The 22,437-nt window shown below is 47.4% G+C and carries 25 protein-coding genes, 21 tRNA genes and 1 rRNA gene; 37 read left to right on the forward strand and 10 right to left on the reverse strand.

Annotation, left to right across the window (positions count from 1 at the left end; genetic code table 11):
• The first annotated feature begins 24 nt into the window (after positions 1-24).
• From rrf to ACWJJX_RS18845, 22 genes are all read left to right on the forward strand, one after another.
• Positions 25-140 (forward strand): 5S ribosomal RNA (gene rrf / locus ACWJJX_RS18740).
• A 23-nt stretch (positions 141-163) separates the two neighbouring features.
• Positions 164-239, forward strand: a tRNA-Val gene (locus ACWJJX_RS18745).
• 29 nt (positions 240-268) lie between these two features.
• Positions 269-344, forward strand: a tRNA-Thr gene (locus ACWJJX_RS18750).
• A gap of 37 nt (positions 345-381) precedes the next feature.
• Positions 382-457 (forward strand) — tRNA-Lys (locus tag ACWJJX_RS18755).
• A 10-nt stretch (positions 458-467) separates the two neighbouring features.
• Positions 468-551 (forward strand) — tRNA-Leu (locus tag ACWJJX_RS18760).
• Between the two features lie 9 nt (positions 552-560).
• A tRNA-Gly gene (locus ACWJJX_RS18765) sits at positions 561-635 on the forward strand.
• A gap of 19 nt (positions 636-654) precedes the next feature.
• Positions 655-740, forward strand: a tRNA-Leu gene (locus ACWJJX_RS18770).
• A gap of 9 nt (positions 741-749) precedes the next feature.
• A tRNA-Arg gene (locus tag ACWJJX_RS18775) sits at positions 750-826 on the forward strand.
• A 17-nt stretch (positions 827-843) separates the two neighbouring features.
• Positions 844-920: transfer RNA gene (locus ACWJJX_RS18780), tRNA-Pro, on the forward strand.
• Positions 921-924: 4 nt separating this feature from the next.
• Positions 925-997, forward strand: a tRNA-Ala gene (locus ACWJJX_RS18785).
• Positions 998-1,016: 19 nt separating this feature from the next.
• Positions 1,017-1,093, forward strand: a tRNA-Met gene (locus tag ACWJJX_RS18790).
• Positions 1,094-1,095: 2 nt separating this feature from the next.
• Positions 1,096-1,172: transfer RNA gene (locus ACWJJX_RS18795), tRNA-Ile, on the forward strand.
• Positions 1,173-1,179: 7 nt separating this feature from the next.
• Positions 1,180-1,272 (forward strand) — tRNA-Ser (locus ACWJJX_RS18800).
• Between the two features lie 19 nt (positions 1,273-1,291).
• A tRNA-Met gene (locus tag ACWJJX_RS18805) sits at positions 1,292-1,368 on the forward strand.
• A gap of 6 nt (positions 1,369-1,374) precedes the next feature.
• Positions 1,375-1,451: transfer RNA gene (locus ACWJJX_RS18810), tRNA-Asp, on the forward strand.
• A 10-nt stretch (positions 1,452-1,461) separates the two neighbouring features.
• Positions 1,462-1,537 (forward strand) — tRNA-Phe (locus tag ACWJJX_RS18815).
• A gap of 20 nt (positions 1,538-1,557) precedes the next feature.
• A tRNA-His gene (locus ACWJJX_RS18820) sits at positions 1,558-1,633 on the forward strand.
• An 8-nt stretch (positions 1,634-1,641) separates the two neighbouring features.
• Positions 1,642-1,715, forward strand: a tRNA-Gly gene (locus tag ACWJJX_RS18825).
• Positions 1,716-1,730: 15 nt separating this feature from the next.
• Positions 1,731-1,807 (forward strand) — tRNA-Ile (locus tag ACWJJX_RS18830).
• Between the two features lie 10 nt (positions 1,808-1,817).
• Positions 1,818-1,892: transfer RNA gene (locus tag ACWJJX_RS18835), tRNA-Asn, on the forward strand.
• A gap of 3 nt (positions 1,893-1,895) precedes the next feature.
• Positions 1,896-1,986 (forward strand) — tRNA-Ser (locus ACWJJX_RS18840).
• Positions 1,987-1,989: 3 nt separating this feature from the next.
• Positions 1,990-2,061 (forward strand) — tRNA-Glu (locus ACWJJX_RS18845).
• A 35-nt stretch (positions 2,062-2,096) separates the two neighbouring features.
• Here the strand turns inward: ACWJJX_RS18845 and ACWJJX_RS18850 are convergent.
• Both ACWJJX_RS18850 and ACWJJX_RS18855 read right to left on the reverse strand, forming a co-directional pair.
• Complete coding sequence (locus ACWJJX_RS18850) at positions 2,097-2,567, reverse strand: TspO/MBR family protein (protein ID WP_454023192.1); 471 nt, start codon at positions 2,565-2,567, stop codon at positions 2,097-2,099.
• 155 nt (positions 2,568-2,722) lie between these two features.
• Complete coding sequence (locus ACWJJX_RS18855) at positions 2,723-3,442, reverse strand: TraR/DksA C4-type zinc finger protein (protein WP_003152213.1); 720 nt, start codon at positions 3,440-3,442, stop codon at positions 2,723-2,725.
• 282 nt (positions 3,443-3,724) lie between these two features.
• On the opposite strand from ACWJJX_RS18855, the gene ACWJJX_RS18860 reads away from it, so the two are divergent.
• The 6 genes from ACWJJX_RS18860 to menC all read left to right on the forward strand — a co-directional run bounded on the left by ACWJJX_RS18860 (position 3,725) and on the right by menC (position 11,225).
• On the forward strand, positions 3,725-5,140 hold the full coding sequence (locus tag ACWJJX_RS18860) for an isochorismate synthase (protein WP_454021483.1): 1,416 nt from the start codon (positions 3,725-3,727) through the stop codon (positions 5,138-5,140).
• The gene (gene menD, locus ACWJJX_RS18865) at positions 5,137-6,873 is read left to right on the forward strand and encodes a 2-succinyl-5-enolpyruvyl-6-hydroxy-3-cyclohexene-1-carboxylic-acid synthase (protein ID WP_454023193.1); all 1,737 of its coding nucleotides are present in this window, start codon (positions 5,137-5,139) and stop codon (positions 6,871-6,873) included. The genes ACWJJX_RS18860 and menD overlap by 4 nt, the downstream gene beginning before the upstream one ends.
• Positions 6,861-7,685, forward strand: a complete 825-nt coding sequence (menH, locus tag ACWJJX_RS18870; RefSeq protein ID WP_077722736.1) for a 2-succinyl-6-hydroxy-2,4-cyclohexadiene-1-carboxylate synthase — start codon at positions 6,861-6,863, stop codon at positions 7,683-7,685. The genes menD and menH overlap by 13 nt, the downstream gene beginning before the upstream one ends.
• A 58-nt stretch (positions 7,686-7,743) precedes the next feature.
• Positions 7,744-8,562, forward strand: a complete 819-nt coding sequence (gene menB, locus ACWJJX_RS18875; protein ID WP_003152221.1) for a 1,4-dihydroxy-2-naphthoyl-CoA synthase — start codon at positions 7,744-7,746, stop codon at positions 8,560-8,562.
• An 87-nt stretch (positions 8,563-8,649) separates the two neighbouring features.
• Positions 8,650-10,113 carry an o-succinylbenzoate--CoA ligase gene (locus ACWJJX_RS18880; RefSeq protein WP_454023194.1) on the forward strand — a complete coding sequence of 488 codons (1,464 nt, stop codon included), beginning with the start codon at positions 8,650-8,652 and terminating at the stop codon, positions 10,111-10,113.
• Positions 10,110-11,225: an o-succinylbenzoate synthase gene (gene menC / locus ACWJJX_RS18885; RefSeq protein ID WP_003152223.1), complete on the forward strand. Its 1,116-nt coding sequence runs from the start codon at positions 10,110-10,112 to the stop codon at positions 11,223-11,225. The genes ACWJJX_RS18880 and menC overlap by 4 nt, the downstream gene beginning before the upstream one ends.
• Positions 11,226-11,598: 373 nt before the next feature.
• On the opposite strand, the gene ACWJJX_RS18890 is transcribed toward menC, so the two are convergent.
• Genes ACWJJX_RS18890 through ACWJJX_RS18900 form a run of 3 tightly spaced genes read right to left on the reverse strand, consistent with a single transcriptional unit; the run spans position 11,599 to position 14,209 of the window.
• Entirely contained in the window at positions 11,599-11,757 is a 159-nt protein-coding gene (locus ACWJJX_RS18890; RefSeq protein ID WP_007408842.1) for a DUF1540 domain-containing protein, read from the reverse strand.
• A gap of 57 nt (positions 11,758-11,814) precedes the next feature.
• Positions 11,815-12,855, reverse strand: a complete 1,041-nt coding sequence (locus ACWJJX_RS18895; RefSeq protein WP_146277391.1) for a cytochrome d ubiquinol oxidase subunit II — start codon at positions 12,853-12,855, stop codon at positions 11,815-11,817.
• A 22-nt stretch (positions 12,856-12,877) separates the two neighbouring features.
• Positions 12,878-14,209, reverse strand: a complete 1,332-nt coding sequence (locus ACWJJX_RS18900; RefSeq protein WP_015418060.1) for a cytochrome ubiquinol oxidase subunit I — start codon at positions 14,207-14,209, stop codon at positions 12,878-12,880.
• A gap of 197 nt (positions 14,210-14,406) precedes the next feature.
• Here ACWJJX_RS18900 and ACWJJX_RS18905 point away from each other — a divergent pair, with 197 nt between their 5' ends.
• Together ACWJJX_RS18905 and ACWJJX_RS18910 are read left to right on the forward strand one after the other, a co-directional pair.
• The gene (locus ACWJJX_RS18905) at positions 14,407-14,655 is read left to right on the forward strand and encodes a type B 50S ribosomal protein L31 (RefSeq protein ID WP_003152229.1); all 249 of its coding nucleotides are present in this window, start codon (positions 14,407-14,409) and stop codon (positions 14,653-14,655) included.
• A gap of 118 nt (positions 14,656-14,773) precedes the next feature.
• A complete protein-coding gene (locus ACWJJX_RS18910) occupies positions 14,774-15,343 on the forward strand; it encodes a beta-class carbonic anhydrase (RefSeq protein WP_003152233.1) in 570 nt (189 codons plus the stop codon).
• Here the strand turns inward: ACWJJX_RS18910 and yidD are convergent.
• Positions 15,340-15,567 carry a membrane protein insertion efficiency factor YidD gene (yidD, locus tag ACWJJX_RS18915; RefSeq protein ID WP_003152235.1) on the reverse strand — a complete coding sequence of 76 codons (228 nt, stop codon included), beginning with the start codon at positions 15,565-15,567 and terminating at the stop codon, positions 15,340-15,342. The genes ACWJJX_RS18910 and yidD overlap by 4 nt on opposite strands.
• A gap of 124 nt (positions 15,568-15,691) precedes the next feature.
• Here yidD and ACWJJX_RS18920 point away from each other — a divergent pair, with 124 nt between their 5' ends.
• Both ACWJJX_RS18920 and ACWJJX_RS18925 read left to right on the forward strand, forming a co-directional pair.
• Complete coding sequence (locus tag ACWJJX_RS18920; RefSeq protein ID WP_003152237.1) at positions 15,692-16,165, forward strand: S-ribosylhomocysteine lyase; 474 nt, start codon at positions 15,692-15,694, stop codon at positions 16,163-16,165.
• A gap of 114 nt (positions 16,166-16,279) precedes the next feature.
• A complete protein-coding gene (locus ACWJJX_RS18925) occupies positions 16,280-16,723 on the forward strand; it encodes a FixH family protein (RefSeq protein ID WP_060673718.1) in 444 nt (147 codons plus the stop codon).
• Here the strand turns inward: ACWJJX_RS18925 and ytzI are convergent.
• Entirely contained in the window at positions 16,720-16,869 is a 150-nt protein-coding gene (gene ytzI, locus ACWJJX_RS18930; RefSeq protein ID WP_071391461.1) for a YtzI protein, read from the reverse strand. The two genes, ACWJJX_RS18925 and ytzI, sit on opposite strands and share 4 nt — an antisense overlap.
• Positions 16,870-16,993: 124 nt before the next feature.
• Between ytzI and ACWJJX_RS18935 the strand changes: the two genes are divergently transcribed.
• The 3 genes from ACWJJX_RS18935 (at position 16,994) to ytkD (ending at position 18,599) form a co-directional block, all read left to right on the forward strand.
• Entirely contained in the window at positions 16,994-17,431 is a 438-nt protein-coding gene (locus tag ACWJJX_RS18935) for a Dps family protein (protein ID WP_003152242.1), read from the forward strand.
• Between the two features lie 151 nt (positions 17,432-17,582).
• On the forward strand, positions 17,583-17,987 hold the full coding sequence (locus tag ACWJJX_RS18940) for a phage holin family protein (protein ID WP_102422714.1): 405 nt from the start codon (positions 17,583-17,585) through the stop codon (positions 17,985-17,987).
• A gap of 132 nt (positions 17,988-18,119) precedes the next feature.
• Positions 18,120-18,599 carry an RNA deprotection pyrophosphohydrolase gene (gene ytkD / locus ACWJJX_RS18945; protein WP_003152244.1) on the forward strand — a complete coding sequence of 160 codons (480 nt, stop codon included), beginning with the start codon at positions 18,120-18,122 and terminating at the stop codon, positions 18,597-18,599.
• 35 nt (positions 18,600-18,634) lie between these two features.
• Here the strand turns inward: ytkD and ACWJJX_RS18950 are convergent, their stop codons facing one another.
• The 3 genes from ACWJJX_RS18950 to ACWJJX_RS18960 are packed head-to-tail and all read right to left on the reverse strand — an operon-like array spanning position 18,635 to position 21,220.
• On the reverse strand, positions 18,635-19,447 hold the full coding sequence (locus tag ACWJJX_RS18950) for an ABC transporter permease (protein ID WP_077722732.1): 813 nt from the start codon (positions 19,445-19,447) through the stop codon (positions 18,635-18,637).
• Positions 19,422-20,204, reverse strand: a complete 783-nt coding sequence (locus ACWJJX_RS18955) for an ABC transporter ATP-binding protein (RefSeq protein ID WP_003152246.1) — start codon at positions 20,202-20,204, stop codon at positions 19,422-19,424. The genes ACWJJX_RS18950 and ACWJJX_RS18955 overlap by 26 nt, the downstream gene beginning before the upstream one ends.
• A gap of 11 nt (positions 20,205-20,215) precedes the next feature.
• Complete coding sequence (locus ACWJJX_RS18960) at positions 20,216-21,220, reverse strand: ABC transporter substrate-binding protein (protein WP_014305628.1); 1,005 nt, start codon at positions 21,218-21,220, stop codon at positions 20,216-20,218.
• A gap of 138 nt (positions 21,221-21,358) precedes the next feature.
• Here ACWJJX_RS18960 and ACWJJX_RS18965 point away from each other — a divergent pair, with 138 nt between their 5' ends.
• Together ACWJJX_RS18965 and ACWJJX_RS18970 are read left to right on the forward strand one after the other, a co-directional pair.
• Entirely contained in the window at positions 21,359-22,132 is a 774-nt protein-coding gene (locus ACWJJX_RS18965; protein ID WP_015418056.1) for an alpha/beta hydrolase family protein, read from the forward strand.
• Between the two features lie 57 nt (positions 22,133-22,189).
• Positions 22,190-22,432 (forward strand): DUF2584 domain-containing protein, encoded by a 243-nt coding sequence (locus ACWJJX_RS18970; protein ID WP_003152249.1) that lies wholly within the window; start codon positions 22,190-22,192, stop codon positions 22,430-22,432.
• Positions 22,433-22,437 lie beyond the last annotated feature (5 nt).

Consider the following 22,437-nt stretch of genomic DNA (forward strand, 5'->3'; position numbering starts at 1 on the left):
GTTTTGAGAGAACACTCTCAATGGTTTGGTGGCGATAGCGAAGAGGTCACACCCGTTCCCATGCCGAACACGGAAGTTAAGCTCTTCAGCGCCGATGGTAGTCGGGGGTTTCCCCCTGTGAGAGTAGGACGCCGCCAAGCCATTACACGTAAGTGTAATATATGGAGGATTAGCTCAGCTGGGAGAGCATCTGCCTTACAAGCAGAGGGTCGGCGGTTCGAGCCCGTCATCCTCCACCATTCCTATCATACATAAGTTGGCGTATTGGGCCGGTGTAGCTCAATTGGTAGAGCAACTGACTTGTAATCAGTAGGTTGGGGGTTCAAGTCCTCTTGCCGGCACCACTTTTATATGTTATACTATATAAGTCTCTTGTAATAAGAGCCATTAGCTCAGTTGGTAGAGCATCTGACTTTTAATCAGAGGGTCGAAGGTTCGAGTCCTTCATGGCTCACCATGTTTTTCTTGCGGATGTGGCGGAATTGGCAGACGCGCTAGAATCAGGCTCTAGTGTCTTTACAGACGTGGGGGTTCAAGTCCCTTCATCCGCATTGCCAAACGCGGAAGTAGTTCAGTGGTAGAACATCACCTTGCCAAGGTGGGGGTCGCGGGTTCGAATCCCGTCTTCCGCTCCAACTATACTATACCATCCATGCCGGGGTGGTGGAATTGGCAGACACACAGGACTTAAAATCCTGCGGTAGGTGACTACCGTGCCGGTTCAAGTCCGGCCCTCGGCACTTATTGTTGCGCCCGTAGCTCAATTGGATAGAGCGTTTGACTACGGATCAAAAGGTTAGGGGTTCGACTCCTCTCGGGCGCGCCATACATACTTTTGAAAAACGGGAAGTAGCTCAGCTTGGTAGAGCACATGGTTTGGGACCATGGGGTCGCAGGTTCGAATCCTGTCTTCCCGACCATTTTGGGGCCTTAGCTCAGCTGGGAGAGCGCCTGCTTTGCACGCAGGAGGTCAGCGGTTCGATCCCGCTAGGCTCCACTTGATTTTAATTGTTTTTGGCGGTGTAGCTCAGCTGGCTAGAGCGTACGGTTCATACCCGTGAGGTCGGGGGTTCGATCCCCTCCGCCGCTACCATTGGACCTTTAGCTCAGTTGGTTAGAGCAGACGGCTCATAACCGTCCGGTCGTAGGTTCGAGTCCTACAAGGTCCACCACTTATACGGAGGAATACCCAAGTCTGGCTGAAGGGATCGGTCTTGAAAACCGACAGGGGTGTCAAAGCCCGCGGGGGTTCGAATCCCTCTTCCTCCGCCATATCTAATTTAATTATCATCGCGGGGTGGAGCAGTTCGGTAGCTCGTCGGGCTCATAACCCGAAGGTCGCAGGTTCAAATCCTGCCCCCGCAACCAAAAAATGGTCCGGTAGTTCAGTTGGTTAGAATGCCTGCCTGTCACGCAGGAGGTCGCGGGTTCGAGTCCCGTCCGGACCGCCATTTATAAAAAGGCTCGGTAGCTCAGTTGGTAGAGCAACGGACTGAAAATCCGTGTGTCGGCGGTTCGATTCCGTCCCGAGCCACCATTTAATTTAATATTGTTTTGGCGGTTGTGGCGAAGTGGTTAACGCACCAGATTGTGGCTCTGGCACTCGTGGGTTCGATTCCCATCAATCGCCCCAAACAACATGCGGGTGTAGTTTAGTGGTAAAACCTCAGCCTTCCAAGCTGATGTCGTGGGTTCGATTCCCATCACCCGCTCCATTTTTATATTGTCATGGGCCTGTAGCTCAGCTGGTTAGAGCGCACGCCTGATAAGCGTGAGGTCGGTGGTTCGAGTCCACTCAGGCCCACCATGATGATTTTTCCACAGTAGCTCAGTGGTAGAGCTATCGGCTGTTAACCGATCGGTCGCAGGTTCGAATCCTGCCTGTGGAGCCATATGGAGAAGTACTCAAGTGGCTGAAGAGGCGCCCCTGCTAAGGGTGTAGGTCGTGTAAGCGGCGCGAGGGTTCAAATCCCTCCTTCTCCGCCATAAGGCCCGTTGGTCAAGCGGTTAAGACACCGCCCTTTCACGGCGGTAACACGGGTTCGAATCCCGTACGGGTCATTAAAAAAACCTTGCATACTATGCAAGGTTTTTTATTATGCGTTCATAGCGTAAATGGTAAAAGACAGGTATGTGGCAAAAGCGCTCCATAATAAATAAGGAACCAGAAGCCAGGCTGAAGCTTTACTGTATTTACCGGCAATGAGCAACAGAATGAGTGTTGTCACAGTCACAAGCAGGCAATCGATAGATGCAGCAAGCAAATTTTTCTGTGTGAATTGAAAATAGCTGAATCCTTGATTCACGATATAATTGATGAGGAGCATCACCCAAAAAGCTTTGGATTCTTTACATGAAAACCTTGCGTATATCAAGGCTGCTGAGAGCGAAATAAGCGCAAACAAAACCGCCCATATGATGCCGATCAATGATCCGCTCGGCGTCCAGTCAGGTTTTTGCAGCGGATCGTACCAATCCCGGTCGATGGGAAAGAGAAACCCTGCTAAAGAAAACAAGACATATGTAATGATAAACACAATAATTGCACCAATATACTTCTTTTTCATTTGTTCCCTCCGCCATTCAATGTCAATACGTGAGTTCCCTCTTTTGGAAAGATCAAACCTTTTAAAGATCCATGCACCATTAAGTATATGAATTTTCAGTGTGAAAATGCAGCAAACCATCTATTTGTATTCAAAAACCCCGGCAGGCCGGGGTTTTAATCAGCATGAAGATCGCCAAAGGTCGTCATAATTCCTTCTTCGTCCAGTTCCTGCTCATATTTTTCGTGTGCTTTGCTTGGATACACGGAAATGTTTTTTCCGGTAATATCTGTCGCGATAAAGTTTTCATAATCCTCAGCATAGCCGATGTTTTCTTCTGAGTTCATTGTCATATCCCCATAGCTGAGCGGCGGATCTTCTAAATCCTGAGGCGTTTCTGAGTTTCCGTATTCCTCAACATCCTGATAAGCATCTTCACTATCGTAAGCCGCCCGGATTGATTCATCATCATCAAATTCAAACTGTCCGAACGGTGTTTCCTCTTCAATCGGCCTGTCTTTGGAAACGGCATCCTGCGAGGAATATTCCGCCAATGTCGTAGCCGTCGGCAGAGCTTCGAGTCTGTCATAAGGAATGTCCTTGCCGCTGACTTCACATGTGCCGTATGTGCCGTTTTCAATTTGTTTCAGAGAGTAATCAATATCGCGAAGGTGCTCCCGTTCATGGTCGAGCAGAGCCAGGTCTTTTTCCCGCTCGTATAATTCGGTCGCCTGATCGCCGGGATGATTGTCATAGGAAGACAATTCGCCGGATGATTGATACGGGAATTCATCAGTTAACTGAAATTGATCATTTTCTTTAAAGCGGCTTAAAATATCATCTCTGGCTTCTTCCAATTCTTTTTTTAAGTGTGTGATCTGTTCGTTTGTAAGCACATCAATCCCTCGTTTCTATGTGATGCTTACTGTTAGTATGAACGTTTTTGCGCAGAAAAATGGTGGATAAAAATAGTCATTTTCCCACGGGGAAGTAAAAGGATACAGTGATTGCCGAGAGTGGGGAAAGAAAATTCAAGTTTGTTTCTTTATTCATTTGCGCAAAAAGGTTTATAATAAGAAATGCGGGCATTTTGTCGTGCTCAAATCTGTGTGTTTGACACAAATTCATCACAGGTGTATTGTATTAAAAGCATTTAACGGATTATGGAGGAATGTCTCATGGTGACAACGGTGCAGCATACGTTCCGAGAGGAAGCAGATCATGCATTACATAAAGCCAAACAAGTCAACCATGCTGTCTTATTGAGCTATTCAAGACGTATTGCGTCTTTAGACCCTCTATCATTTTTCAAAGACGGAGCAAAAAAATATAAAGGCAAACGATTTTTTTGGTCAGAACCCGGTAGTGAATTAACAATAGTCGGTCTTGGCACAGAAGCGCTGTTCCAATCGAATGAAAAAAATGGAAAACGTTATCACGACGTTTTTGAACAATGGGAGCGCTTTAAAAAGACGGCTTTTCATATTCATGAAGAAGAAGAGGCGGCGCATACCGCGGTCGGCCCTGTCTTATTCGGCGGTTTTTCATTTAATCCCGCTGAAGAGAGAGGAGACGAATGGAACGGGTTCGAAGAAGGGCTGTTCTTTATCCCCTCACTCATGCTGACAAAGACGGCAGATGGTGATTATTTAACCGTCAATCAATGGGCGGCAGACGGTAATCAGGCAGAAGATACGCTGAAACGTCTGAAATCTTTTTCAGAAGCTTTTGCAGTTTCTTCAATTGAGTATGAAGAATATCCTGTTTTAACAAAAGCGGAAGAACTTGATGTGGAAAACTGGCTTGAAGCCATTAAAACAGCAACAAATGATATGAAGGCAAATCAATATGATAAAGTCGTGCTGGCAAGGGAAGTCGTTTTGTCATATGATGGGCCTATTCCGGCGGAGAGCGTTGTCCGCAAGCTTTTGACGGACCAAACGACAAGCTATGTTTTTGCGATTGAGCAGGGAGATAAATGCTTTGTCGGCGCATCACCGGAACGGCTGATCAAAAAATCCGGCAAAGACGTTATGTCCACCTGTCTGGCAGGTTCAATTAAGCGCGGAGAAAATCAACAAGAAGATGACCGTCTCGGCAAAGAGCTGCTGCATGACGAAAAAAATCTTGCGGAACATGATTTTGTGGTTCAGATGATACACGATTCTTTCTTGGCGAGCTGCAGCGATGTGAAAAAGCCTGCAGGTCCGCAATTATATAAAACAAAAAGTGTTCAGCATCTATATACGCCGATCACAGGCCATCTTAAAACGTCCGCTTCGCTGTTTGATTTAATTGAAAAGCTGCATCCCACTCCGGCATTGGGCGGAGCTCCCCAGCAGAAAGCTGTTGAAGTTATCGCTGATATTGAACCGATGACACGCGGATGGTACGCGGCTCCGATCGGCTGGATGGACGGCAGGGAAAACGGAGAATTTGTCGTGGCTATCCGATCAGGGCTGATTGAAGGCAAAAGTGCGCGGCTTTTCGCAGGCTGCGGTATTGTTGAAGATTCAGATCCGCAATCAGAATATGAAGAAACACAAATTAAACTAAAGCCGATGATCTCTGCTTTAGGAGGTGAAAGGCTTTGACAAACCCGATTACACATTATATCGGAAGTTTTATTGATGAATTCGCTCTATCTGGTGTCACCGACGCGGTTGTTTGCCCGGGATCGAGGTCAACTCCCCTGGCGGTTTTGGCGGCGGTCCACCCGGATATTCAAGTCCATATACAGATTGATGAACGATCCGCAGGTTTTTTCGCACTCGGTCTTGCAAAAGCCCGCCAGCGTCCGGTCATGCTGATTTGTACGTCAGGAACGGCAGCGGCTAACTTCTATCCGGCCGTGATTGAAGCTCATTATTCAAGAGTGCCTCTTATTGTCCTGACTGCTGACCGGCCTCATGAATTGAGGGAAGTGGGGGCGCCTCAGGCGATTAACCAGCATTTTCTGTTCGGTAACTTTGTTAAGTTTTTCACAGACTCGGCTCTGCCTGAGGAAAATCCTCAAATGCTGAGCTATATCAGAACATTGGCCGGCAGAGCCGTAAGTGAAGCCGGGAAGCGCCCGATGGGGCCAGTCCATATCAATGTGCCGCTCAGAGAGCCTTTGATGCCGGATTTATCAGCCGGACCTTTTGAAAGAATGAGAAAGGGGAAGCACGTCTCAGTCACAACAGGGATGCAGTCAGCTGATCAAGACGCGCTCTGTCATATTACAGAGCGTCTCGCGGGTACCGAAAGAGGTATGATCGTCTGCGGCGAAATTCACGGTGAAGCAGAAAAGCAGCAAATCATCGCGCTTGCCGAGATGCTTCAGTTCCCGATTTTGGCTGATCCGCTTTCAAACCTCCGAAACGGGGAGCATGATAAGACGCTGATTATTGATGCTTATGACTCGTTCTTAAAAGATGAAGAAATAAAAGAGGCGCTGCGCCCTGACGCTGTGATCCGCTTCGGCCCGATGCCGGTTTCCAAACCGCTCTTTTTATGGCTCAGAGATGATCCTGCCATTGAGCAGTTTATCGTCGATGAAGACGGAGGATGGAGAGATCCCACCCAGGCCGGCGCGCATATGATTCATTGCCATCCGTCGGTGTTTTTGGAAGCGGTCCGTTCAGCTGAAACCGGAAAACGGCCGTCCGGATGGCTTGAGAAATGGCAGTTTGTCAATGCGCGGTTCCGGAGTCATTTACAGGCCGCGAGCATGGATGATTTATCATTTGAAGGAAATGTATATCGTCAGCTTCAGCACCTTGTCCCTGAAGGCAGTTCGATTTTTGTCGGCAACAGCATGCCGATCCGCGACGTGGATACTTTCTTTGAAAAACAAGATCGTTCCTTCCGTGTCTATGCCAACCGCGGTGCTAACGGCATTGACGGAGTTGTCTCCTCGGCTATGGGGCTGTGTGAAGGTACAAAAGCTCCTGTCACGCTTGTCATTGGAGATTTATCGTTTTACCATGATTTAAACGGGCTGTTAGCGGCTAAAAAACTTGGAATTCCGCTTACGGTTATTTTAATAAACAATGATGGCGGCGGGATTTTCTCGTTTTTGCCGCAGGCATCTGATAAGACTCATTTTGAAGAACTGTTCGGTACGCCGACGGGTCTTGATTTCCGGCATGCCGCCGCACTGTACGGCGGGACGTATACTTGTCCTGAGACATGGGAAGCATTTAAGGATGCGTATCAGCCGCAGGCGGACAAGCCCGGACTTCATATAATCGAGCTGAAAACAGATCGGACATCAAGAGTTCAATTCCATCGTGATCTGCTGCAGGCCGCAGTGCGGGAAGTGAAAAAAGAATGGAAACTGTAACAGTTAAAACGGCTGACGGCGTATGCTATCGTGCTGCTGATAGCGGACACGAATCGTCTGAAGCTATTGTTTGTCTGCATGGATTTACGGGCAGCAAAGAATCATGGATGTTTTTACGCGGCATGTTTCCCGGCGAGCGAATGGTGATGATTGACTGCCTGGGTCACGGGGAGACAGACGCGCCTGTGCAAGCGGCAAGGTATAGTGCGAGCCGGCAGGTTGCGGACCTTGCCGCCGTTTTTGATCAATTAAAACTTCACAAAGTGAAACTTATTGGTTATTCTATGGGGGGAAGACTTGCGTATTCCTTTGCACAGGCATTTCCGCCTCGGGTGTCAGCGCTTGTTTTGGAAAGTACAACCCCGGGCCTCAGCACGCTTCAGGAACGCAAAAAGCGGATTCAGTCAGACCGGAAGCTTGCTGACTTTATATTGAGGGAAGGTATAACATCGTTTGTTGATTATTGGGAGAGCATTCCGTTGTTTGCCACGCAGCTCTCTCTGCCGGACAGCGTAAAGGCGTCCATCCGTGCGGGCAGGCTGAAGAATAATCCGTCCGGACTTGCAGGAAGCCTGCTCGGAATGGGGACGGGCTCACAACCTTCCTGGTGGGAGGCATTACACCGCATCAAGGCGCCCGTCCTGCTCATATGCGGTGAATGGGATGAAAAGTTTTGCGCTATTAATCAAAAGGTGCATAACCTGCTCCCATCAAGTAAAATAGAGGTTGTCAAACAGGCGGGGCACACGGTACATGTGGAACAGCCGCGAATTTTTGGTAAGATAGTAAGTGAGTTTTTATACGGCTTGTAAAGCATAAAGAAAATAGCTTTTCGGCCGGACTCAGGCAAAAATGAAGGAGGTCATATCAATGGCTGCAGAATGGAAAAGTGAACGTCAGTACGATGAAATCCTGTACGAGACGTATAACGGTATTGCAAAAATAACAATTAACCGCCCGGAGGTACATAACGCATTTACTCCTAAGACGGTATCAGAAATGATTGACGCGTTTGCTTGTGCGCGTGATGACTCCAATATTGGTGTCATCGTTCTTGCGGGAGCGGGAGATAAAGCATTCTGTTCAGGCGGAGACCAAAAAGTCCGCGGTCACGGCGGATATGTCGGAGACGATCAGATCCCGCGTCTGAATGTGCTTGATCTTCAGCGTTTGATCCGCGTGATTCCTAAACCGGTCGTGGCGATGGTATCAGGCTATGCCATCGGCGGAGGCCATGTGCTTCATATCGTCTGTGATTTAACGATTGCGGCCGATAACGCGATTTTCGGCCAAACCGGACCGAAAGTGGGAAGCTTTGATGCCGGTTACGGCTCAGGTTACCTGGCGCGTATCGTCGGACATAAGAAAGCCCGTGAAATCTGGTACCTGTGCCGTCAATACAACGCGCAGGAAGCGCTCGACATGGGGCTTGTCAATACGGTTGTCCCATTAGAGAAACTTGAAGAGGAAACAATTAAATGGTGTGAAGAAATGCTTGAGAAAAGCCCTACAGCCCTTCGTTTCCTTAAAGCGGCATTTAACGCTGATACAGACGGCCTCGCCGGAATTCAGCAATTTGCAGGAGATGCAACGCTTCTTTATTACACGACTGACGAAGCGAAAGAAGGCCGTGATTCCTTTAAAGAGAAACGCAGTCCCGATTTCGGTCAATTCCCTCGTTTTCCGTGATCAGATGACACTACGAAACAGCTTGAGCCGCTCTGGTCCAAGCTGTTTTCTTTTCAAAAACAGTACTTTTACCTCGGAGATGATAACATGCTGACAGAACAGCCGAATTGGCTCATTCAAAGGGCTCAGCTGACACCGGAGAGAATCGCTCTCATATTTGAAAACAAACAGATGACATTCAGAGAATTATATCATGCTTCTAAACAAATGGCTGTGCGGCTGTCCAAATACTGCTCGCTTAAAAAAGGAGACAGGGCCGCGATTTTGCTTTCTAACAGACCGGAAATGGTTTATGCCGTTCACGCCTGCTTCTTATTAGGGGCGGAAGCTGTGCTGTTGAATACGAAGCTCTCAAAACAGGAACGGTTGTTTCAGCTCGAAGATTCACAGGCAAAGCTTTTATTGACGGAGGACGGTTTTTGCCGCGAAGAATATGAATCTGCGGTCGCCACCGCAGATGTGGACGAGCTGCAGGCTGAAGAGGCGGGTGACATGGAGCCGGAAGCTTATGTAACGCTTGATGATACGGCGACTCTTATGTATACGTCAGGAACAACAGGAAGGCCGAAGGGGGTGCAGCAGACTTTCGGTAATCATTATTCCAGCGCTGTATCGTCTGCGCTGAATCTGGGGGTCACAGAGCGGGACCGCTGGCTTATTGCGCTGCCGCTGTTTCATATCAGCGGTCTGTCTGCGCTGTTTAAGTCGGTCATTTACGGCATGCCTGTCGTGCTTCATCAAAAATTTTCTGTCACTGATGTGCTGGACAGCATCAGCTCCCATCAGGTCACGATCATTTCAGCGGTGCAGACCATGCTCTCGGGCCTGCTTGCGGAAACTGAACAATGTCCTGAATCACTGCGCTGCATTCTGCTTGGCGGGGGTCCGGCACCGCTGCCGCTCCTTGAAGAATGCCGCAGGAAACAATTTCCGGTATTCCAATCTTACGGCTTGACTGAAACCTGCTCACAGATTGTCACGCTTTCTCCGGAATTCAGTATGGACAAGCTCGGCTCGGCCGGTAAACCGCTGTTTTCATGCGAAATTAGAATTGAAAAAGACGAAAACCCTTGTGCGCCGTTTGAACATGGTGAAATTACGGTGAAAGGCCCGAATGTAATGAAAGGGTATTATCATCGTGACGACGCGAACCAGGCCGCTTTTCATAATGGATGGTTTAAAACGGGCGATCTTGGCTATTTGGATGATGAAGGGTTTTTATACGTGCTGGACAGGCGGTCGGACCTCATCATTTCAGGCGGAGAGAACATCTACCCGGCAGAAGTGGAAGCGGCGCTGCTTACCCATCCGGCTGTAGCGGAGGCCGGTGTTTCGGGAGCCGAAGATCCGAAGTGGGGGAAAGTGCCGCATGCTTTTCTCGTGCTGACTTCTTCTGTCAGTTCTGAGGAGCTGACCGCTTTTTGCCGTGAGCGGCTTGCAAAATATAAAATACCGGCTGCTTTTTTCACGGTTGACGAGCTCCCGCGGAATGCGTCCAATAAACTGATGAGGCATCGGCTGAATGAGCTTCGTAAAGGAGAATTGTCATGATTAAGATTGAAAAAATCACCCTTTATCATGTAAGTATGAGGCTGAAAAAACCGTTTAAAACAAGTATTGAAACGCTGCAGGACCGTAAATTTTTGATCGTGGAAGCGATCGATGAAACCGGGAGAACCGGCTGGGGGGAGGTATCGGCGTTTTCTTCTCCGTGGTATACAGAAGAAACGATTCAGACATGCGCGCATATGCTGAGAGATTTTTTTATCCCAAATGTCGTAGGCCGCGAGTTTTTCCATCCGTCAGAAGTGCCTGACAGTCTCGCGCGTTTCAAAGGGAACCGCATGGCAAAAGCAGGGCTTGAATCAGCCGTGTGGGATCTATATGCCAAGAAAAAGGGGATATCTCTCGCAGAAGCCTTAGGGGGCAAAAGAGATAAAGTGCCCGCCGGCGTGGCGGTGGGTCTGGCTTCGGCTGATGAGATGCTTCGGGAAATTGAGCAATACGTAAAAGAAGGTTATCAACGTATAAAAATAAAAATTCAGCCCGGCCATGACGTTGATCTGGTCAGAGCCATCCGCAGCCGTTTTCCGAACGTGCCGCTGATGGCGGATGCCAACTCGGCTTATGAACTGAAAGACATCAGCAGGCTGAAAGAGTTGGATGAATTCCAGCTCATGATGATAGAACAGCCGCTTCAGGCAGATGATATTGTCGATCACCGCCACCTGCAGAAACACTTAAGAACCGCGGTATGCCTTGATGAAAGCATATGCTCATATGATGATGCAAGGCGGGCGATTGAGCTTGGGAGCTGTAAAATCATTAACATAAAACCGGCGCGTGTAGGGGGCCTGACAGAGGCTTTAAAAATACATGACTTATGCAGAGAGCATCACATGCCGGTTTGGTGCGGCGGAATGTTTGAAACCGGCATTTCGAGAGCGCAGACAGTCGCGCTTGCTTCGCTGCCGCAATTTACAATACCGGGTGATATTTCCTCATCAGACCGATACTGGGAGGAGGATATTGTCACTCCCGACATCCGTATCGAAGAGGGATTCATCTCTGTCCCGGACGGTCCCGGACTGGGTGTTGAAGTCAATCAGGAAATAATGAGAAAATACGTCACCCAAATGGACGTTTTTACGACAAACAACTGATAAAAAGACATTTCAGCGAGTTGAGCTGCCTGTATGCTGCTGTTATATTGAAACTGTTCATTATCACCCCTTCCCCCGTTTGAACCGGCTGTATCAGCCGGTTTTTTTAATAGGCGAATGCGATGATTTTTTTATTCTTCAAACAGTGTCGGCTTTACATCGCAGGTGCTGCTTTCCGGCTGGGGCAAACATGTACATCTTGATAAAAAATTCTGTGCTTGTCATGAATGCAATACTGATTGTATCGCATGCCGCCGCCTATATTTGCCGCCGAACCGCCTTTCTGCCATGCTTCTCATCCGCGCGGTTTTCTCCGGTTCAGGGATGCTTGCGGCGGAAATGAAAAAGAGCTGTATAAAACAGCTCTTTTCTTTTATAAATCATGCGGTTTAAAGGTTTTGCAATCCGTTTCTTCACTTTTTTCAGCGGTTTCGCCTGTATGGCTGACCACATAAATAGCGTCGGCCGTGCATTTGTTTCCTCTGCCCCAATATGAACAGTTATTGACTTCACACAGAATTTTTTGGTCCATGCTGGCTCCCCTCCAAGATAAAAGGTACGCCTTTAGTATGAGCCGCCCTGATTTTTGTTATTCCTCCTGGCGGATATAACGTCTGTCTTTCATAAAGAGCTTCCAGAAGAAATAAAACCCGGGGAACAAAATGATGAAAGCGACGATATACGTCATAAACAGCGCCCTGAAGGTTGCCGGCTCCGTAAATCCTGACATGACCGTAATATCCGGATAAATCATATAAGGAAGATGAGCCCGTCCGTATGCATAGCTTGCCAGAAAGTATTGGAGCGCAATGGCGATCATGGCGATTCTCGGTTTGCCGAGGTTGCGGCCGAAGTGCTTATTCGGCAAAAACAGAGCCACGCCGGCAATGATAAATGTAATGACAGACAGAATGAGCCATGTCTTGTCTTTCATCATCCCCGTATACAGCCAGCCGGCTTCAGAGCGTAATGTCAGCATAATGAAGAAGGCAAACAGAAGCGACAGCGGCCCTGTTATTAAAGAGCTCCGTCTGTAGATGCGGTACGCATGCTCCTCTTCCGCAACATTTGAAAAATCGGCCAGAAGCAGTGAAGATAAAAATAAAGTGCTTAAAATGGCAAAGCCGATAAACGCATACGCATTAAGGCTTGTAAAGACATTTGCCAAATTCAGTTGATACACTCCGCCCGTCTTCTCAATAAACCCTCCGTGTGTGACCGGAAGGACCAAAATCAGCACAGCGGGAATAATGAAGCCTGAAATTCCGGAGATATATCTCATGATTTTTCTTTCCTTCGCCGTATTGGAGAAGACGAGAAAGCCGCTGCGGATGGCTAAGAGCAGCAAAATAATACTTCCCGGGATCAATAAAACGGTTCCCAGCACGAAGGTTGCCCCTGGAAAGAAGCTGAATAGGGCGACAACGATCGCGACGATAAAGACGTTGGTCACTTCCCATGTCGGGGACAAATAACGGTTGGCGATGTTTGTCGCCTTTGTTTGTTCTCTATTTAAATAAATCATCGACCAAAAGCCGGCTCCGAAGTCCATCGTTGCCATGACCGCGTAGATAAACACGAAGCCCCATACGATTGATATCGCAATGAGAGCATCCATGGTAATGTCCATTTCAATTCAGCCCTTTCTATTGTTAGGATTCCGCCGCTTTTACATCCTCCTCAACAGGATGTTTGCGGAAATAGTAAAGCAGCACATAAATGACTGCGGCTGCCAAAATGGCGTAAACGACCGTAAACAGGATGAACAGCAAACCGATTGAACCGGTTGTCGTGACGACATCAGACGTTTTCAGGAGATGGTAAATCACCCATGGCTGCCGCCCCGTACAAGCGAATATCCACCCGAATTCAATTCCGATCAGACTGAGCGGTCCTGCGGTTAAAAATAAAATCAAAAGCCAAGTCGGAAAGCTGTCTTTCTTTAAAATTTTTCTCCACACGATGCCGATGATGGAGTACAAAATGAGCAGCATCCCGATGCCGACCATTCCGTTAAACAGTGTATGGATGAATAAAGGCGGCCACTCGTCTTTCGGAAACGCGTTCAATCCTTTGACGACGGTATCAAAGCTGTTTGCGGCCAAAAAGCTTAAAGCCCACGGCACTTCTATCGCCCATTTTACTTTTTCTTCTTTTGCATCAGTAAAACCCCCGATCGCAAGCGGAGCGTGTGATCTAGTTTCAAACAGCCCTTCGGCGCCCGCAAGTTTCTCAGGCTGGTATTCGTAAAGAAGCTGGGCTGACTCGTGACCGTTTAAAGAGGCAAGAATGGAGAATATCCCGCCGATCGTTAAGGCGAGCAGCAGCGCTTTTCGGTGAAAGCGGTATACCTGCTCCTGTTTTCTCGTTCTCAGCATTTTATAAGCCGCAACTGACGCGACGATAAATGCACCGGTCATGAAAGCCGTCAGTACGACATGGCCCGCGGTGGTGAAAAAGCTTGGATTAAAAAACGCTGCCCACGGTTCGACGTCAGTGATTTTGCCGTTTAAAATTTTAAAGCCGGCCGGGGTTCCTTCAAATGCGTGAACATTTGTGATTAAGACGGCGGATGCCGCGGCGCCGATCAAAACGAAAATAACGGCAATGATGCGCATCGCCGGAGTCAGCCGATCAGCGGCGTAGACATAAATGGACATAAACAGCGCTTCGATAAAGAAAGCATAAATTTCAATCTGAAAAGGAAGTGACATCACCCTGCCGATGACCTCCATGAATCCGGGCCACAAAAGGGCAAGCTGTGTACCCGCGATCGTTCCGGTCGGTATCGCCACGCCGAGCAGAACAGCCTGCGCCTTCGTCCACCTTTTCGCCATAATGGCATAATGCGGATCTTTTGTTTTTTGATAAATCAATTCAGCCATTAAAATCATCAGAGGCAAGCCGACACCAAGCGTCGCAAAAATAATATGAAAGCCCATGGTTGTCCCGAACAGACTTCTGGCTAATACTAAATCATCCACGATCATAAACCGCCTTTCTAAATTACCGTTTTATGTAATGTGATTATATTATTTGCTGAAGCGATTAGATTATTCTTCCGATTCCATATATGTGCAGGGTTTAGAAATCAAGGGATCAGGGCATATATGATTGACAAGCGCCTATTTAAGGTTTAGAATAAAACGTAATTATTACGATTTAAGAAAGGGAGATCACCATGAAAAAAGATATTCATCCGGATAACCATCAAGTGATTTTTCAAGATGTGAACAGCGGCTACCGCTTTTTAAGCCATTCTACGAAAACGTCAGAGGAAACGGCAGAGTGGGAAGACGGAAAAACATACCCGCTGATTAAAGTAGAAGTCAGCTCAGATACGCATCCGTTTTATACAGGCCGCCAAAAATTCAACGAAAAAGGCGGGAGAGTCGAACAGTTCAACAAAAAATACAATATGGGGAAATAAGACAAGCCCAATGGGGTTTGTCTTATTTATTGAGCACTTTGTCATCTTGTGCGGGGAGTGACGAAATGACCCGCCTTATGTTATATTGTGAATAAAAAGGCAGAAAGGAAACACCAAGATGAGTCTTCTAAACGATATTATGCAATTTAATGAGCAGTTCACTAAAAACAAAGATTATGAAAAATACCAAACATCTAAATTCCCGGATAAAAAGATGGCGATTTTGTCCTGTATGGACACACGTCTTGTAGAATTGCTTCCGCATGCGATGAACATGCGAAACGGCGATGTGAAAATTATTAAAAGTGCCGGCGCGCTTGTCGCCCACCCGTTCGGAAGCATCATGCGCAGCCTTTTAGTCGCTGTATACGAATTAAACGCTGATGAAGTCTGCGTTATCGGCCACCATGATTGCGGCATGAGCAAAATCAACAGCGAGGATATGCTTGATAAAATTATCGACCGCGGTATTCCGAAAGAGCGGATTGACATGCTGAAGCACTCAGGTGTTGATCTTGATCAATGGCTGAAAAGCTTTGATTCAGTAGAAGCGAGTGTTACAGACAGCGTAAACGTCATTAAACACCATCCGCTATTCCCTGACAATGTCCCGGTGCACGGTCTGGTGATTGATCCTGAAACCGGTAAACTGGATCTGGTGATCGACGGCTACCAGCATATGGACTAATGTTTTTGTTTTTTGTCCGGTACGGGATCAACACCGCCCGGATGAAAAGGGTGGCACTTTAAAATCCGCTTCAGTGTCAGCCATCCGCCTTTTAATGCGCCGTGAGTCTTGACGGCTTCGATTCCGTACTGCGAACACGTCGGATAAAAGCGGCATGACGGCGGCGTCAGCGGAGAGATGAACTTCTGGTATCCGCGGATTAACGCAATCATTATGGTTTTCATCAAAAAACCACCTTTCTGATGCTAGTATAGAAAAAAAATTTCAGATTGAAAAGCTTCCGCCACAATTCTTATCGGAAAACTGTGTTATAATGGATGCATATTCTGAAAAAAAGGGAGTGCCATTATGCCTTCAGTAGAAAGTTTTGAGCTAGACCATAATGCGGTTGTGGCTCCGTATGTAAGACATTGCGGAGTGCATAAAGTCGGAACAGACGGCGTCGTGAATAAGTTTGACATTCGCTTCTGCCAGCCGAACAAACAGGCGATGAAGCCGGATACGATTCATACGCTTGAGCACTTGCTTGCGTTTACGATTCGCACACATTCTGAGAAATACGATCACTTCGACATCATAGATATCTCACCGATGGGCTGCCAGACAGGCTATTATCTTGTTGTCAGCGGCGAGCCGACAGCGGAAGAAATTGTAGACCTGCTTGACGCTACGCTGAAAGAAGCCATCGATATTACGGAGATTCCGGCGGCCAACGAAAAACAGTGCGGCCAGGCGAAACTTCATGATTTAGAAGGCGCGAAACGGCTGATGCGTTTCTGGCTGTCACAAGATAAAGAAGATTTGCTGAAAGTGTTCGGATAAAAAACAGGCCTTTTTGCTGACATGCAAAAAGGCTTTTTTACATATTTCTAAAAAATGTCACACCTTATGTGTAAGCGTTTGCTAAAATAGAAGCAAAGATGAAGGAGTGATGGGATGAAACGGGCTGTATTGGCAGGTATGTGCGGTATGGTATTTCTATTATCTTCCTGCGGGGGCAATTCGGACAAAACCTCCGCGGATGAGGAGCCTAAAGCGCTTGAGGTCAAGCTTACAGGACCGGAAACGGCAGCACCGCATGAAAAAACGGAATACAAGGCGGAGGTTTTTTACGGCGGCAAGCGTGTCACGGATGCGGATGAAGTCATGTTTGAAGTATGGAAAGAAGGAAAAAAAGGAAGCAGCAAAACAAGCAAGGCCAAGGAGGAAAAAGGGGCGTATCACCTGCGGACTGAATTTGATGAAGAGGGTGTGTATACCGTTCAATCCCACGTAACGGCAAAACAGCAGCATAATATGCCGACTGTAAAAGTGCGTGTCGGGGATGCTGAAGCTGCCGATGATTCCTCCGGCCATGAGGAACAGACGCATCATCATTAAGGATTGTTTTTATCCGTCAAGCCTTTTGATGCGTCCTCCGGCGGGTCAATCGTATGTTTTACGTTATAAGCTCTTACAGTCGACCAGATGGATAAAAGCAGCACGGCGAGCACGATAAGAAAGCCGAAGCCCAGAAGAAGCAGCATAAAATCCCTCCTTTTTAACAAATCATAACATATTTTCCATCCGTAAAATCAAGGGCTAAAAATTTATGTTTTAACACACGATATATAGGGTATATCAATAGTAAATCAAAGGAGGAAGATAGGCATGTCAGAAAAACTATTGGAAGCGGTCAATAAACAAGTTGCAAACTGGACGGTCATGTATGTGAAATTACATAACTATCATTGGTACGTCAAAGGGAAGGACTTTTTCACATTGCACGAAAAGTTCGAGGAGCTGTATAACGAAACGGCTACATATATTGACGATCTGGCAGAACGTCTGCTGGCATTGAACGGCAAGCCGATCGGCACAATGACGGAATCATTGAAGACTGCTTCTATAAAAGAGGCGGAAGGCAATGAGAGCGCAGAACAAATGGTACAGAACATTTATGATGATTTCACTGTCATTGCGGAAGAGCTGAAAAGCGGCATGGATCTCGCAGATGAGGTCGGAGACGAAACGACCGGAGATATGCTGCTTGCCATTCACCAGAATATCGAAAAACATAACTGGATGCTGAAAGCGTATTTAGGATAATCAACAAGGGAAGACCGGGGCTATAAAGCACTCGGTCTTTTATTTGGCTGCCGAAGAGAGGTGTTGTCCATTTTTCTGAAAAATCCAGTCCGTTCCATTCACTTTTCATAGAATAATGTAAGGCCGTTTCTGTGAAAGGATGTTGGATCAAGTGGGCAAAGACTTTGGCATCTTTTCGTTTTTTGCAGTGATCGTGTCGGCAGCGGGGTTTTTCTTTGGCGGTTTTCAGTATTCGTTTCTGATTTTGCTATCGGTCATGGCGATTGAGTTTATCAGTACAAGCTTAAAAGAATCTCTTTTGCAGCAGCTGAGCACAAGAAAGCTTTTTGCGCGGCTGGTCAAAAAAATCGTGACCCTGGCATTAGTCTCAGTTTGCCATTTTTTTGATCAGCTGCTTCATTCAGAAGGCGCCATCCGCAATTTGGCTATTATGTTTTATATCTTATACGAATCGGTTCAGATCGTGATTACGGCAAGCTCGCTGGGCATACCGGTTCCGCAGGTGCTCGTCGACCTATTGGATACCCTGAAAAATAAATTCAAGCGCAAACCGTAACATTTGCTTCAAAGGAGGCTATACTAGCGGGTATGATGGTTTTCCTCTGAATTTTTGATAAAGGGCTTCCGAACAAACGCAACTGTGGTATGATGTATGGAAGATATGAAGGAACGGATTAGAGGGATAAACATGTACGAGTTTAAAGACTATTATCAGAATACTGTTCAGCTCTCCTTTGAACACCAGCCTTTTTCAGACAGCCCGAAGCATGTATGGGTCATATGCCGATATGGAGATAAGTGGCTTTTGACTGAGCACGAAGACCGGGGGTTTGAATTTCCGGGCGGAAAAGTGGAGCCGATGGAATGTGCGGAGGAAGCGGCCCTGCGCGAGGTGAAAGAAGAAACCGGCGCCGCGGTAAGACATCTGAAGTACGTCGGACAGTATAAAGTTCTCGGCAGGGAAAAGGTAATTGTGAAGAATATTTATTTTGCCGATATTGAAAAGCTTGAAAAACAGGCTGACTATTTTGAAACAAAAGGGCCGGTGCTGTTCAGCGAACTGCCGGAGAATCTCCCCCGAAATAAAAAATTCAGTTTCATTATGAAAGATTCGGTGCTTCCGATCAGTCTGAAAAAGCTGAAAGAGGACGGCGTATTTCAATCATAAAAAACGGAGACCCGGCGCTTACGCACGGGTCTTTTTTATGTTTTTCCTTTCGTCCATTTTCTTTCTAACAGTTCGACTCCCTGATACATCAATGTCGCAAAAATCGCGATGATCAGAAGGCTTAAGAACACAAGAGTGAAATTGAAAACCTGGAATCCGTAAATGATCATGTAGCCCAGACCTTTTTCGGAAACGAGAAACTCGCCGACGATGACGCCGACCCAGGATAAACCGACGTTCACTTTAAGCGCGGAAATAATCGCGGGGGCGCATGCCGGCAGAATGACTTCTTTAAACATGATGCTTCTTTTCGCTCCGAAGGTTTTCATCACCTTAATATAGTTTTCATCCACTTCCTGAAAAGCCGTAAAGACGACGATTGTCGTGATAATGACACTGATGACTGCTCCCATGGCGACAATGCTTGTGAAATTCGGTCCGAGTGCCACGATGAGAATCGGTCCGAGTGCGACCTTCGGCATCGCGTTTAAAATGACGAGGTACGGGTCTAAAACCCGGGCGAGCCTGTTTGACCACCATAACAGAGCGGCGAGGCATGTGCCGAGAAGCGTGCCGAGCAAAAAGCCGAGAACGGTTTCTCCTAAGGTTACGCCGATGTGCGCCGCAAGGGATCCGTCTGCAATCTTTTCAACTAAAAGCCTGCAAACGGCGGAGGGTGAGCTGAAGATTAACGGATCGATCCAGCCCGCCCTGCTCGATATTTCCCACCCGGCAAAAAATACGATGAAAATGGCGGCCTGATACGCACGGATCCGGAGCTTTTCTTTTTGGTGTCTTTTCTTAAACTGCTGATGAAGCTGTTCAATCGTGCCGCTGCTGTTTTTCAAGGGAATTCAGCTCCTTCCATATGGTTTGAAACAGCGGCTGAAAGGCCGGATCCTGACGCGCGTCAAACGGATCTAAAGCCGCGAGCTCCTTAGGCACGGTGAATATTTGATGGATGGTGCCCGGCTGATTCGAAAATAAATAGATCGTATCGCTCATGGCGATGGCTTCACCGATATCGTGGGTGACGAGCACGGCGGTTTTTTGAAAATCCTTTAATGTTCTGAAGACAAGGTTTTCCAAAGAAAGCTTCGTTTGAAAGTCCAGCGCGGAAAACGGTTCATCAAGGAGCAGCAGTCCCGGGTCCGGCGCAAGAGTTCTGGCAAGTGCCGCCCGCTGCCGCATTCCGCCTGAGAGCTCTTTCGGATATTTCTTTTCAACGCCGATTAATCCGAGCTTAGGCAGAAGGCTGAGAACTTCAGCTCTTTTTTCTTCTGTTAATGTTTTTGAAATGTGTAAACCGAGCAGCACGTTTTCCTCAATTGATTTCCAAGGAAATAAATAATCCTGCTGAAGCATATAACCGATTTGGTGTTCTTTATGGTTCGGCACGCTTCCTTCGATCAGCACCCGGCCTTGCGCAGGGGTGATAAGGCCGGCCAGAATGGACAGGAGTGTTGTTTTTCCGCATCCGCTCGGCCCGAGAAAGGAGATGAAATCCCCTTTTTCAATCTGAAAATGTATATCTTTCACGGCGGTTGTCTTTTCTTTCAGCGAGAAATAAGTATGTGTTACATGATCCACATGTAAAAAAGACATTCATGTTCCTCCTATTGTTCTGAGGTGACTTTTTTGGCGATTTTTGTGTTGACGAGTTTGCTGTACGGAATGTGTTTCGGGAGCTCTCCGGCTTCATCCATAATAGATTGAAGCAGTTCCCATTCATCCTTTTGCAGAACTGGGTCTGCAGAGAATGACTTTTGTTTTTTATAGCGCTCTATCGATGTTTCGATAATGGCCGGGTCTGTATCGGCAAATTCCTTCTGAATCGTTTTTGCGATGTCTTTGGCCGGATGGCTTTCCACCCATTGCTGGGCGCGATAAATGGCGCGGGTGAATTTTTCCGCCGTCTTTTCATTGTTTTTCAAATAACTTTCTTTTGCCATAAAGGTTGTGTATGGCACTTGGCCGGAAGCTTCTCCGAAGGATGCGACGATATGACCGATGCCTTCTTTTTCAAATTGGGATGCCGTCGGTTCAAACAGCTGCACATAATCACCCGTTCCGGATGCGAATGCGTTGGAAATATTGGCGAAATCAATGTTTTGAACGAGGTTAATGTCTTTTTTCGGCTCTATGTGATTCTTTTTCAGGACGTACTCACCGGCCATTTGGGGCATGCCGCCTTTTCGCTGGCCGAGAAATGTTTTTCCTTTTAAATCGTTCCATTTGAATGATTTCTCATCCTTCCGCGACACGAGAAACGTGCCGTCCGTCTGTGTCAGCTGCGCGAAGTTGATGACCGGATCTTTTGCTCCCTGCGCCTCCACGTAAATGGATGTTTCAGAACCGACCAGCGCGATGTCTGACCCGTTTGACAAAAGCGATGTCATCGTTTTGTCTCCGCCCCATGTTGTTTGAAGTGACACTTGGAGCCCTTCTTTTTTAAAAAAACCTTTTGCTTCAGCGACATACAGAGGCGTATAGAAGATGGAGTGTGTGACTTCCGCCACCTTTACCTTCGTCAGACTTTCTTCCTGTCTGCAAGCCGGAAGAATGAGCAGGAAAAAGGCGCATATGACAAAAACGCAGCCCGCTTTGAGCCATTTGTTCACGGTGTAACCTCCTTGTTTAAGCGTTAAAATAACCTTTTCTGCTTTACATATCGTATGATGGGTATAAAAAATGTGTGAGTGCCCATATTCACGTTGGGAAAGAATAAAAAAACTGATGATATAAGGAGGCGCATTGTTTTGCTGGTAGAAAAGAAAAGGTTCCCGTCTCCGAGTCCGCATGTCCGCCTCTTTGCGGTATGCTATGAGTCAGAAGGTCTGAAGGTAAAGGGGCTCCTTGCCGAACCTGCGGCGCCGGGAACATATGACGGTTTTTTATATTTGCGCGGCGGCATAAAAAATGTCGGCATGGTACGCCCTGGGAGAATCGTTCAATTCGCTTCCCAAGGCTTTGTCGTGTTTGCGCCTTATTACAGAGGCAACCAGGGCGGCGAGGGAAATGAAGATTTTGCGGGAGAGGACAGAGAGGACGCGTTTTCCGCTTTCCGCCTTCTTCGGGAGCATCCGAACGTCAGGGAAGGGCGGGTGCATATTTTCGGTTTTTCCCGGGGCGGAATCATGGGGCTTTTGACCGCGATTGAAATGGGGCATCAAGCGGCTTCACTCGTTTCATGGGGCGGTGTGAGCGATATGGTGCTTACTTATGAAGAGCGGAAGGATATGCGGCGGATGATGAAGCGGGTGATCGGCGGCACGCCGAAAAAGGTGCCGGATGAATACAGATGGCGTTCGCCGTTTGAAAAAGCAGACCGCATTCAGGCCCCTGTGCTGCTCATCCATGGAGAGAATGATGAGAATGTTTCGATTGAACACGCCCGGATGATCGAGGACAAGCTGAAAGAGGCGGGGAAACCGGTGGAAACTTGGTATTACAGCGGTTTTACGCATTATTTTCCGCCGCAGGAAAACAGACGCATTGTCCGGCGGCTGGCGGAATGGATGAAGACACGGTAAGATGCCTGATTTATGATATGATAATAAAGAATAAGAGAATGAAAGGGGATTTTCATTTTGGGAATGCCTGTTGAATTTAATACCATGATTGTGACAAAAGGCAATGAAAAACGGATAGAGGAAAATATCTTTTTATTGGAGAAAGAGGGCTACCGCGTCTATCCTCTTGATATTCCGATGGACGTGCGCAAAACGAAAACCGGAGAGAAATCCGGCACCGGCGAGGTCCAAAAGCTCGAATGGGCGAACGGCCGGACAAGCATTACATACAGACTCACTTCGCTTCATTCGACAAACTGAAAAAA

This window comes from Bacillus sp. YH3-2-B2 (assembly GCF_053663335.1).

What these genes read in the sequence shown, in the direction of transcription:
- ACWJJX_RS18935 (WP_003152242.1), top strand. Translation starts at nt 16,994, where the DNA reads ATGTCAGAAAAACTATTGGAAGCGGTCAATAAACAAGTTGCAAACTGG.
- ytkD (WP_003152244.1), top strand. Translation starts at nt 18,120, where the DNA reads ATGTACGAGTTTAAAGACTATTATCAGAATACTGTTCAGCTCTCCTTT.
- ACWJJX_RS18905 (WP_003152229.1), top strand. Translation starts at nt 14,407, where the DNA reads ATGAAAAAAGATATTCATCCGGATAACCATCAAGTGATTTTTCAAGAT.
- ACWJJX_RS18955 (WP_003152246.1), bottom strand. Translation starts at nt 20,204, where the DNA reads ATGTCTTTTTTACATGTGGATCATGTAACACATACTTATTTCTCGCTG.
- menC (WP_003152223.1), top strand. Translation starts at nt 10,110, where the DNA reads ATGATTAAGATTGAAAAAATCACCCTTTATCATGTAAGTATGAGGCTG.
- yidD (WP_003152235.1), bottom strand. Translation starts at nt 15,567, where the DNA reads ATGAAAACCATAATGATTGCGTTAATCCGCGGATACCAGAAGTTCATC.
- ACWJJX_RS18860 (WP_454021483.1), top strand. Translation starts at nt 3,725, where the DNA reads ATGGTGACAACGGTGCAGCATACGTTCCGAGAGGAAGCAGATCATGCA.
- ACWJJX_RS18850 (WP_454023192.1), bottom strand. Translation starts at nt 2,567, where the DNA reads ATGAAAAAGAAGTATATTGGTGCAATTATTGTGTTTATCATTACATAT.
- ytzI (WP_071391461.1), bottom strand. Translation starts at nt 16,869, where the DNA reads ATGCTGCTTCTTCTGGGCTTCGGCTTTCTTATCGTGCTCGCCGTGCTG.
- ACWJJX_RS18890 (WP_007408842.1), bottom strand. Translation starts at nt 11,757, where the DNA reads ATGGACCAAAAAATTCTGTGTGAAGTCAATAACTGTTCATATTGGGGC.
- ACWJJX_RS18920 (WP_003152237.1), top strand. Translation starts at nt 15,692, where the DNA reads ATGCCTTCAGTAGAAAGTTTTGAGCTAGACCATAATGCGGTTGTGGCT.
- ACWJJX_RS18880 (WP_454023194.1), top strand. Translation starts at nt 8,650, where the DNA reads ATGCTGACAGAACAGCCGAATTGGCTCATTCAAAGGGCTCAGCTGACA.
- menH (WP_077722736.1), top strand. Translation starts at nt 6,861, where the DNA reads ATGGAAACTGTAACAGTTAAAACGGCTGACGGCGTATGCTATCGTGCT.
- ACWJJX_RS18925 (WP_060673718.1), top strand. Translation starts at nt 16,280, where the DNA reads ATGAAACGGGCTGTATTGGCAGGTATGTGCGGTATGGTATTTCTATTA.
- ACWJJX_RS18910 (WP_003152233.1), top strand. Translation starts at nt 14,774, where the DNA reads ATGAGTCTTCTAAACGATATTATGCAATTTAATGAGCAGTTCACTAAA.
- ACWJJX_RS18895 (WP_146277391.1), bottom strand. Translation starts at nt 12,855, where the DNA reads ATGGACATTACCATGGATGCTCTCATTGCGATATCAATCGTATGGGGC.
- menB (WP_003152221.1), top strand. Translation starts at nt 7,744, where the DNA reads ATGGCTGCAGAATGGAAAAGTGAACGTCAGTACGATGAAATCCTGTAC.